A 9,422-nucleotide genomic window follows, 5' to 3' on the forward strand; every position below is an offset into this window, starting at 1 on the left:
CCCGAAACCGGGGCCGGAGGCCCCGGTTTCGGGAAGGGGCGGGGTGGGGAAACGGCTCCGCGCAGCGGCATGCACCGGCACCCGCACCACAGCAGCGGGCGGAAACGGCCGGTCAGTGGATGCGGGTGACGACCACGTCGAGGGACCACGGCTTGCCCGGCTTCGCAGGGGCCCCGGCCTCCACGGTGTACCCGAGGTCCCGCAGCGCGGCCACCAGCTCCGCCGGCCCGGCCGGGACGGCCCCGGCGACCAGCAGGTCCCGCACCATCCGCCCCTTCGTCGCCTTGTTGAAGTGGCTCACCACGGACCGCTTCTCGACCCCGTCCACGACCTGCGCGTGCAGCACCCGCACCGTCGCCGTCCGCCCCGCGACCTCCCCCTTCGGCTTCCAGGCCGCCGCGTACGCCGCCGACCGCAGGTCGAGGACGAGCCCGCTGCCGGCGGCTTCGGGCATGACCTCCGCCATCGGCGCCCGCCAGTACGCGCCCAGCGCGCCCAGCCCGGGCAGCTTCACTCCCATCGAGCAGCGGTAGGAGGGGATGGCGTCGGTCACCCGCACCGCGCCCCACAGCCCGGAGAACACCAGCAGCGACCGCTCGGCCAGAGCCCGCGCCCCGTCCGGCAGGTCGGCCAGGCCCAGGGCGTCGTACAGCACGCCGGTGTAGACCTCCCCGGCCGGCCGGGCGGCAGCGGACCGCAGCGAGGCGTTCTTCGCGACCTCGCCGCGCAGCCCCTCGCTGAGCCCCAGCACCTCGCGCGCCTTCGGCTCGTCGGCCGAGCACAGCTCGACCAGCTCGTCCAGGACGGCTGCCCGGGCCCCGGCCAGTCCGGGCAGGGAGAGCCCTTCGGGACGCAGGGGTGCGCCGGAGCCGCCGGCGGCCTTTCCTTCGGACGGCGGCAGCAGCACGAGCACGGTGGTTCTCCTTCTTCGCTTCGAGCGCGGGGGTGCGGCCCCGGCATGCCAGCGTAAGCGCTCCGCGGATGGTGCTGTGATGGGCCGGCGATCGCCTGCGGGCCCGTTGCGGCCGGTCGGGCGGTTCCCCCGCGCCCCTCCGGGCCGCTGCCGAACCGCAGCCGCCCGCCCGGCCCCCTTCGCCGTGCCGGTCCGGGGCCACCGGCCTACGCTCGGGGCATGCCCCGTCACATCGTGCACATGTCCGACGCGGCCGCGGCCGCCCTCCGCGCGGCCCTGAAGCAACTCCGGAAGGAACTGGAGGTTCCCCCGGACTTCCCCGCGCCCGTGCTCGCCGCGGCCGACGCCGCCGCGGCCGCGCCCCGTCTGCCGGACGAGGACGCGACCCACCTGCCGTTCTTCACGATCGACCCGCCGGCCTCGAAGGACCTCGACCAGGCCATGTACCTGGAACGGCGGCCGGGGGGCGGTTTCCGCGTCCATTACGCGATCGCCGATGTGGCCGCGTTCGTCACGCCCGGCGGCGCGCTGGACGCGGAGGCCCACGAGCGGGTCGAGACGCTGTACTTCCCCGACGGCAAGGTGCCCCTGCACCCGCCCGCGATCTCCGAGGGCGCGGCCAGCCTGCTGCCGGACCGGACCGTCCCCGCCCTGCTGTGGCGGCACGACCTCGACGCCGACGGCCGGGTCACGCACTCCCGTGTGGGCCGGGCCCTGGTCCGCAGCCGGGCCAGGCTGGACTACGCGGGCGTACAGCAGGCCATCGACGCGGGAACCGCCGAGGAGCCGGTGGCCCTGCTGCGCGACATCGGCACGCTGCGGGAGGCCGTGGAAGTCGCGCGCGGCGGCATCTCGGTGTCCCTGCCGGACCAGGAGGTGACCCTGGAGGAGGGATCGTTCCGGCTGAGCTACCGGGCCGCGCTGCCCGTGGAGGGCTGGAACGAGCAGATCTCCCTCATGACCGGGATGGCCGCGGCCCGGATGATGCTGGACAGCGGTACGGGAATCCTGCGGACGCAGAAGACGGCCGAGCCCGCCGTGGTGACGCGGGTGCGCGCGATCGCCCGGGTGCTGGGCATCGACTGGCCGCACCACGTCTCGTACGCCGATCTGGTCCGCCGCCTCGATCCGCAGGACCAGAAGCACGCGGCGTTCCTCAGCGAGGCCACCGCCATGCTGCTCAAGGCGGAGTACACGGCGTTCCGCGACCACCGCGTCCCGGAGCACACGGTCCACGCGGCGATCGCGGCCCCGTACGCGCACTGCACGGCTCCGCTGCGCCGCCTGATCGACCGGTACACCGGCGAGCTGTGCGTCGCCGCCTGCGCGGGCCAGGCCCCGCCCGACTGGGTGCTCACCGCCCTGTACGGCCTGCCGTGCGACATGCTGCGGGGGAAGGGCGCCAAGGCGGACCGGCGCTCCGTGGACCTCGCGGAGGCGGCGGTGCTCATGAACCGGGTGGGCCAGGTCTTCGAGGCCGCGGTCATCAACACGGACGAGGAGGCCAACCGGCCGCGCGAGGGCCTGCTGCACCTGGCGGACCCCGCCGTGCTGGGCAGGGTCAAGGCCGAGGCGGCCCTCAAGCTGGGCGAGACCGTCCGGGCCACGCTCAGACGGGCGAACCCCGGACACCCCGGCGAGAACAAGGTCCTCTTCACCGTGCCTTGACTTCCGCTCCCCGGCCTAGAGGCCGGGGATTCCTACCACGGTCGGCTGACCATCTCGGTGGGTTCCTGCTTCACCGCGCTGTGCGGGCACGAGTGCCCGTCTTACCTGCGCTCGACAGGCTGACACCGCCAGTCCGGCGGCCTCGGCGATGTTGACCGCCGCGTTGATGTCCCGGTCCAGGACCGTCCCGCAGGCCCCGCAGGTCCACTCGCGGACGTGCAGGGGCTTGGGGCCGTCCTTGACTCCGCAGACCGAGCAGACCTGAGAGGTCGGCTCGAACCGTCCGATGCGGTGGAAGGCGCGCCCGTACCGGGCTGCCTTGTACTCCAGCATCGTGACGAACGCGGACCAGCCGGCGTCGTGCACGGACTTGGCCAGGCGCGTGCGGGCGAGCCCTTTGACCGCCAGGTCCTCAACAGCAACCGCTTGGTTCTCGCGGATGATCTTCGTCGAGAGCTGGTGGTGGAACTCGCGCCGTGCGTCGGCCACCTGCGCGTGAGCACGGGCGACCTTGATCCGCGCCTTGGCGCGGTTGTTGGAGCCATTGGCCTTGCGGGACAGGCGGCGCTGTTCCCGCTTGAGCTTCTTCTCCGCCCGGCGCAGGAAGCGCGGGGACTCGATCTTCGTGCCGTCCGAGAGGACCGCGAAGTGGGTCAGGCCGAGATCGATACCGACCACGGCGTCCGTCGCGGGCAGCGTCTCGTCCGGCCCGGTCTCCACCACGAACGAGGCGAAATACCTGCCGCCGGCGTCCTTGACCACGGTCACCGTGGACGGAACCGAGGGCAGGGAGCGGGACCACTTGACCCGCACGTCCCCGATCTTCGGGAGGGACAGGCCCCCGCCGGTCGTGATCTTCCAGCGTGCGTTGGCGGTGAACCGTACGGCCTGCCGGTTGTCCTTACGGGACTTGAACCGGGGCGCGCCCATGCGCGGGCGCCTGCCCTTGAGGCCGTCGAAGAAGTTCCGGTACGCGGCATCCAGGTCCCGCAGCGACTGCTGCAGCACCACGGCGGACACGTCGCCGAGCCAGGCGCGCTCTCCGGTCTTCTTCGCCTCGGTGATCAGCAGCTTCGACAGATCCCCGGTCTTGGGGAACGCCTCGCCCGCAGCGCGGGCGGTCTCACGGGCCCGGAGGGCGTCGTTGTAGACCACCCGCGCACACCCGAACGCCCGGGCCAGCGCAGTGCGCTGCGGACCGTTCGGGTACAGGCGGAAGCTGTACCTCAACTGCATGCCGATCACGGTACTAAAGTTGGTTTATGGCCGAGTATCAGAACATTCGTACTGGTCGGCACTGTGCTTTCGCCCACCACACGCACGTGGTCTTCGTGACGAAGTACCGGCACAAGGATTTCAAGGGACACGCACCTGACACACATGGAGGAGATCACGCGCGCCGTGTGCGAGGACTCCGAATGCGAGCTGGTGGAGTTCAACGGTGAGAACAACCACGTGCACCTGCTGATGAACTCCCCGCCGAAGGCGGCTCCGTCCAAGCAGGTCAACTCACTCAAGGGCGTCAGGTCACGCAGGCTCCGCCAGGAGTACCCGGAACTCGTCCGGCGGTACTGGAGGACGCAGCATCTGTGGTCCGGCTCATACTTCGCCGGGTCAGTCGGCGGGGCTCCGCTGTCGATCATCCGTCAGTACATCGAGCAGCAGAACCGTCCGCTCCAGCCTGCCGGTCAGAGCACTTCTCCGAATCGCTTCACCACCGGGTTGAAGCCCGGTGCACTGCGATCAGTCCTGGTAGCGGGCTCCCGGCCGGCGGCCCGGACCGCGGCGACGACCGCGGCCGGGTCGTCGGCGTGGAAGCGCAGGCCGGTGGCCTCGCCGCGGGCGCCCAGCGGCCGGACGAAGGGCAGCGGCCGGGCGAGCTCCACGGTGACCGTGGTCTGGCTGCCGACGCTCAGGTCCAGCACGCCGTCCTCCCCGAGCCGCACCAGCCGGCCCTCGGGGTAGCGCCGGTCCACCCGGATCGAGGCGATCGCGTCCGCGGGGACCTCCAGGTCGAACAGGGCGCCGTAGCGCAGCCGCAGGGATCCGTCACCGCGGACGACGTGCGGCCGGGTCACGCACGCCGCGTGCACGGCGAGGATCAGCAGCACCCCGTACACGTCGATGACCAGCAGCATCCGGTGCACGGCCGGCCACGGGACGACGAGGGCCAGCGCGACGGTCTCGACGACGGACACGAACAGGAAGCCGTACATCATGGCGGTCTGGGGCCCGGTGTAACGGGCGGCGAGGTCCCCGTTCCCCACCCCGTGCGGCGGGCGGCGCAGCACCCATCGCACGAGCGAGGCCATGGCCCGCAGCTCGTGCACCAGCAGCCGGCGCACCTGCACGGGCACCACGGCCCGTACGGCCTCCCGCAGGGCCGGGCCGCGCCCTGCGCCCCGGGCGCGCCCGGCGGCGTACAGGCCGCGCAGCACCGACACCTCCAGCACGAGCACGCCGAGCACCGCGGTCTCGGCGGCGACCGCAGCCCACTGCGGGATCCGCATCCCGGCCACCGCACACAGCACGAACAGCAGCTCGGCCGGTATCACCGCGGCCGCCGCGATCCGCGCCGCACTCAGCCCGCTCATCCCCTGCCCCTCTCCATGAACGCCTCCATCACCCGGCGGACCACCTCGGCCTGCGCGGGTTCGTACTCGGCCAGCAGGGCCTCCTTGAAGCCCGGCGCCACCGGGCCGCCGCCGGCCGGGATCGCCGCGAACACCTCGTCCGGCACGGCCGCCACCAGGTCCTCGGCGAGCCGCGGGATCCGGGGGTCGTCGGCGGCCGCACCGTGCAGGGCGTCGAGCCGCTCGTACAGGGCGAGTACCGCCGGGTCCGCGACCAGCGGCCCGAGCGTCGCGTACAGCGCCTCGCCGCCGCCGGTCGCGTCGAGCAGCTCCAGGTGCTCCCGGTCCTTGCGGGCCGCCGGCGACCCGGCCTCCGGCGCCTTCGCCAGCAGTGCGGCGAGGCCCGGCGGGAGCACCCCGCCCAGTGCGTCCTCCCCCGAGCCGGGCTGCGTCGCGGCGAGCAGCGCCGCGAGCCGCTCCCGGCGCGCCCGGATCTCCGCCTCCTGCCGGGCGAGGTCCGCGTCCAGCTCTTCCAGTACGTCGGCCAGGTCGCGGCCCGCGTCGTCGCCGAGCACGTCCCGGACCTCGTCCAGGCTCAGCCCGAGCTCGGTGAGCCGGCGCACCCGTGCCAGCAGGACGGCGTCCCGCACCGTGTAGGCGCGGTAGCCGTTGGGCAGCCGCTCCGGCTCCGGGAGCAGTCCGACATGGTGGTAGTGCCGGATCGCGCGGGTGGTGAGCCCGACGATCACGGCGATCTCTCCGATCCGCATGGGGCCAGTAGAAACCTTGACGCTGCGGCAAGGTCAAGCGGCGGCGTGGCGGCGGGTAGCATGGTCGTTCGCAGAACAACGCCGGCGGACGGCCGCGTCGGGGCTCCGGCCCCGCCGAGGAACGTCCGGGCTCCACAGGGCAGGGTGGTGGGTAACGCCCACCCGGGGTGACCCGCGGGACAGTGCCACAGAAAACAGACCGCCGGGGGCTTCGGCTCCCGGTAAGGGTGAAACGGTGGTGTAAGAGACCACCAGCGCCTGGGGTGACCCAGGCGGCTAGGTAAACCCCACTCGGAGCAAGGTCAAGAGGAGTCGTCTCCGGACGGCTCTGCGCGGACGATCGAGGGCTGCCCGCCCGAGTTCGCGGGTAGACCGCACGAGGCCGGTGGCAACACCGGTCCTAGATGGATGGCCGTCTCCCCGGCGACCGCGAGGTCGCCGGGTGACAGAACCCGGCGTACAGCCGGCGTTGTTCTGCACCGGATTCGGTTCGGGCCCCGCACACAGCGCGTGTGCGGGGCCCGAACCGTTTCCGGGTCTTGTCCGACCCGTATCCGGGCCGGGTCACGTCACCTCAGGTGGGACGTGTCGTTCAGGAGGCGGACCGAGGCGTTGCCGTCGGCGTAGTACGCGACCGCCGTGAGGGAGGCCGCGGAGAGCTCCATCCGGAACAGCGCTTCCGGCGGGGCGCCGAGTGCCAGCCGGACGAGGATCTTCACCGGGGTCACGTGGGTGACCAGCAGCACCGTGCGGCCCGCGTGTGCGGCCAGGAGCCGGTCGCGGGTGGCGGAGATCCGGCGGGTGGCGGCTGCGAAGCTCTCGCCGCCACGGGTCGGAGCGGCCTTCGGGGAGTCCAGCCAGGCCTGGAGGTCCTCGGGGAACCGCTCCTGCACCTCGGCGAAGGTCAGGCCCTCCCACGCACCGAAGTCCACCTCGCGCAGGCCCTGTTCGACGGTCACGTCGAGGCCGAGGCGGTCGGCCACGGTCTGCGCGGTCTCGCGGCAGCGGCGCAGCGGGGAGCTGATCACGCTCTGGATGGTGCCGCGCGCGGCGAGCGCCTCGGCCACGGCGTGGGCCTGGCGGCGGCCGGCCGGGGAGAGTTCGGGGTCGCTGCCGCCGCTGCCGGAGAAACGCTTCTGCGGGGTGAGGGCGGTCTCGCCGTGGCGGAGCAGGACGAACGTGGCCGGCGGGCCCAGGTCCGGGCCCCAGCCCTGGGTTCCGCCCTGGGCCGGTGCTGCGGCGGGTTGGGCCGGTGCCGCGGCCGGTGCGGCCGGTGCGGGTGCCGGCGTCGTCGCGGCGAGTGCCGCGCGGACCGCGGCGGCGCCGGCCGCCGCGTCCCCGGGCGGGCCGGAGGGCGGCGGCGTGGCCAGGGCGCGGGCGGCGGAGGTGTCGAGGGCGGCGGTGGAGGCCGACGGCTCCCACTGCCGGCCCTGCCGGCCGGCGTCCATCGCCTCGTTGGCGAGCCGGTCGGCGTGCTTGTTCCGGTCGCGCGGGATCCACTCGTAGGAGATCTGCGCGCGGGGCAGGATCCGGGCGGCCTCCGCCGCGAGCGGCTTCATGTCCGGGTGCTTGATCTTCCAGCGGCCCGACATCTGCTCGACGACGAGCTTGGAGTCCATCCGGACCTCGACCAGTGCGTCGGGGTCCAGTTCGCGCGCGGCCATGAGGCCGGCGATGAGTCCCTTGTACTCCGCCACGTTGTTCGTGGCGACGCCGATGTACTCGGCGCGTTCGGCCAGCGTCTCGCCCGTCGCCGGGTCGAGGACGACCGCGCCGTAGCCGGCGGGCCCCGGGTTGCCCCGGGAACCGCCGTCCGCCTCCACGACGAGCCGCGGCATCAGATGCCCGAGTCCGCCGTACGGACCAGGATGCGACCGCAGGAGTCGTGCCGGACCACCTGGTTGGCGGCCGCGGCCTTGATCTCGTTGATCTCGGACATGTCGAGCTCCAGGCGGCAGCCCTCGCAGCGGCGCTGGTAGAGGCGGGCCGCGCCGACGCCGCCCTGCTTCAGGCGGATCTTCTCGTACAGGGCCATCAGGTCGGCCGGCATGGACGCGACGACGACCTCGCGGTCCTTGGTGGCCTTCGCCGCCTCGGCGTCCAGTTCTCCGGTGGCCGCGTCGCGGCGGGCGGTGGCGTCGGCCAGCTTGGCCTCCAGGGCGGAGACGCGCTCGGTGTTCTCGGTGACCCGTTCCTGGGCGGCCTCCAGACGCTCCATCACCTCGAGGACGATGTCCTCGAGGTCGGCCTGGCGCTTGGCGAGGGAGACGACCTCGCTCTGCAGGTTCGACAGGTCGCGGGCCGACATGCCGACGCCGGAGTCCAGCCGCTGCTGGTCGCGGGCCGCGCGCTGGCGGACCTGGTCGACGTCCTGCTCCGCCTTGGTCTGCTCGCGGGCGGCGTCGCTCGCCTGCGTCTGCGCCGCCACGAGCAGGTCGCGCTGCTGGCTCAGGTCCTTGGTCAGGGAGTCGACCTCGGCGTGCTCGGGCAGCGACGCGCGCTTGTGGGCGAGCTGGGACAGCCGCACGTCCAGCGCCTGGACGTCGAGGAGTCGGATCTGGTCGGCGGGCTCGGCGTTCAGTTGGGGGCTCCAGGGGTAGTCGGGGAGTCGGCGGACGGCGCGTGCGCCGTCCAGGGGTCGGTGACGGTGCGCGAGACATGGGTGCGCAGGCCCCAGCCGTGGCGCTCCGAGACGGCGTCGAGCTGGGCCGCGGCCTGCTCGCACCAGGGCCACTCGGTGGCCCAGTGGGCGGCGTCGACGAGGGCGAGCGGGCTCTGCTCGCGGGCCTCGGAGGCCGGGTGGTGGCGCAGGTCGGCGGTGACGAAGGCGTCCACGCCGGCCTCCCGGACCTGCGCGAACAGGCTGTCGCCGGAGCCGCCGGAGACGGCGACCCGACGGATCGTCATGTCCGGGTCGCCGGCGACGCGGATGCCCTGTGCGGTCCGCGGCAGCCGGGCGGCGGCGCGGGCGGCGAACTCGCGCAGCGTCTCGGGGTGGTCCAGTTCGCAGACCCGGCCGAGGCCGCGGCGGCCCTCGGGGTCGGTCGGGTCGGGCACGAGCGGGCCGGTGACGCGCAGGTCGAGGGCGCCGGCGAGGGCGTCGGAGACACCCGGGTCGGCGGTGTCGGCGTTGGTGTGTGCGACGTGCAGCGCGATGTCGTTCTTGATGAGCGTGTGCACGGCGCGGCCCTTGAAGGTGCCGGCCGACACCGTGGTGGTGCCGCGCAGGTAGAGGGGGTGGTGGGTGACGAGCAGGTCGGCGCCCAGCTTCACCGCCTCGTCGACGACCTCCTGGACCGGGTCGACGGCGAACAGGACCCGGGTGACCCCGGCGTCGGGGTCGCCGCATACGGTTCCGACCGCGTCCCACTGCTCGGCCCGCGAGGGGGGCCAGAGAGCGTCCAGCGCGGCGATGACTTCAGAGAGACGTGGCACAGGCCAAGGCTACCGTCCGTGCGGGACGCCGGGAGTCGCCCCGGCCCGCGCCCGGCCCCGCCC

8 protein-coding genes, 1 other RNA gene and 1 pseudogene are annotated in these 9,422 nt (G+C 73.4%); 3 read left to right on the plus strand and 7 right to left on the minus strand.

Translation table 11 applies throughout. The annotated features are described in order from the left end of the window. Nucleotides 1-112: 112 nt before the first annotated feature. On the minus strand, nucleotides 113-913 hold the full coding sequence (yaaA, locus tag HYE82_RS29485) for a peroxide stress protein YaaA (RefSeq protein WP_179177240.1): 801 nt from the start codon (nucleotides 911-913) through the stop codon (nucleotides 113-115). A 219-nt stretch (nucleotides 914-1,132) separates the two neighbouring features. Here yaaA and HYE82_RS29490 point away from each other — a divergent pair, with 219 nt between their 5' ends. Then, nucleotides 1,133-2,581 carry a ribonuclease catalytic domain-containing protein gene (locus HYE82_RS29490; protein ID WP_179177241.1) on the plus strand — a complete coding sequence of 483 codons (1,449 nt, stop codon included), beginning with the start codon at nucleotides 1,133-1,135 and terminating at the stop codon, nucleotides 2,579-2,581. A 15-nt stretch (nucleotides 2,582-2,596) separates the two neighbouring features. Here the strand turns inward: HYE82_RS29490 and HYE82_RS29495 are convergent, their stop codons facing one another. Continuing rightward, complete coding sequence (locus tag HYE82_RS29495) at nucleotides 2,597-3,817, minus strand: RNA-guided endonuclease TnpB family protein (protein ID WP_179177242.1); 1,221 nt, start codon at nucleotides 3,815-3,817, stop codon at nucleotides 2,597-2,599. A 26-nt stretch (nucleotides 3,818-3,843) separates the two neighbouring features. Here HYE82_RS29495 and tnpA point away from each other — a divergent pair. Continuing rightward, nucleotides 3,844-4,246: pseudogene (tnpA, locus tag HYE82_RS29500) on the plus strand (IS200/IS605 family transposase); the annotation flags it as partial. 23 nt (nucleotides 4,247-4,269) lie between these two features. Here tnpA and HYE82_RS29505 read toward each other — a convergent pair. After that, nucleotides 4,270-5,175 (minus strand): hypothetical protein, encoded by a 906-nt coding sequence (locus tag HYE82_RS29505; protein WP_179177243.1) that lies wholly within the window; start codon nucleotides 5,173-5,175, stop codon nucleotides 4,270-4,272. Continuing rightward, nucleotides 5,172-5,924 (minus strand): MerR family transcriptional regulator, encoded by a 753-nt coding sequence (locus HYE82_RS29510; protein ID WP_179177244.1) that lies wholly within the window; start codon nucleotides 5,922-5,924, stop codon nucleotides 5,172-5,174. Before HYE82_RS29510 ends, HYE82_RS29505 begins: the two co-directional genes overlap by 4 nt. A gap of 76 nt (nucleotides 5,925-6,000) precedes the next feature. Here HYE82_RS29510 and rnpB point away from each other — a divergent pair. After that, nucleotides 6,001-6,400, plus strand: an RNA gene (rnpB, locus tag HYE82_RS29515) — RNase P RNA component class A. Nucleotides 6,401-6,493: 93 nt separating this feature from the next. Here rnpB and HYE82_RS29520 read toward each other — a convergent pair. From HYE82_RS29520 to HYE82_RS29530, 3 genes are read right to left on the minus strand one after another with little or no spacing between them, the layout of a single operon-like run. Continuing rightward, nucleotides 6,494-7,762, minus strand: a complete 1,269-nt coding sequence (locus HYE82_RS29520) for a bifunctional RNase H/acid phosphatase (RefSeq protein WP_179177245.1) — start codon at nucleotides 7,760-7,762, stop codon at nucleotides 6,494-6,496. Then, nucleotides 7,762-8,505 carry a zinc ribbon domain-containing protein gene (locus tag HYE82_RS29525; RefSeq protein ID WP_179177247.1) on the minus strand — a complete coding sequence of 248 codons (744 nt, stop codon included), beginning with the start codon at nucleotides 8,503-8,505 and terminating at the stop codon, nucleotides 7,762-7,764. Before HYE82_RS29525 ends, HYE82_RS29520 begins: the two co-directional genes overlap by 1 nt. After that, on the minus strand, nucleotides 8,502-9,359 hold the full coding sequence (locus HYE82_RS29530; protein ID WP_179177246.1) for a Nif3-like dinuclear metal center hexameric protein: 858 nt from the start codon (nucleotides 9,357-9,359) through the stop codon (nucleotides 8,502-8,504). The genes HYE82_RS29525 and HYE82_RS29530 overlap by 4 nt, the downstream gene beginning before the upstream one ends. Nucleotides 9,360-9,422 lie beyond the last annotated feature (63 nt).

It is taken from the genome of Streptomyces sp. BR123 (genome assembly GCF_013401435.1).
In the GTDB taxonomy this organism is placed as follows: domain Bacteria; phylum Actinomycetota; class Actinomycetes; order Streptomycetales; family Streptomycetaceae; genus Streptomyces.

Bases quoted from the DNA above. Each gene is read 5' to 3' on its own strand.
- HYE82_RS29505 (WP_179177243.1), bottom strand. From the start codon at position 5,175: ATGAGCGGGCTGAGTGCGGCGCGGATCGCGGCGGCCGCGGTGATACCG.
- HYE82_RS29490 (WP_179177241.1), top strand. From the start codon at position 1,133: ATGCCCCGTCACATCGTGCACATGTCCGACGCGGCCGCGGCCGCCCTC.
- HYE82_RS29495 (WP_179177242.1), bottom strand. From the start codon at position 3,817: ATGCAGTTGAGGTACAGCTTCCGCCTGTACCCGAACGGTCCGCAGCGC.
- HYE82_RS29520 (WP_179177245.1), bottom strand. From the start codon at position 7,762: ATGCCGCGGCTCGTCGTGGAGGCGGACGGCGGTTCCCGGGGCAACCCG.
- HYE82_RS29510 (WP_179177244.1), bottom strand. From the start codon at position 5,924: ATGCGGATCGGAGAGATCGCCGTGATCGTCGGGCTCACCACCCGCGCG.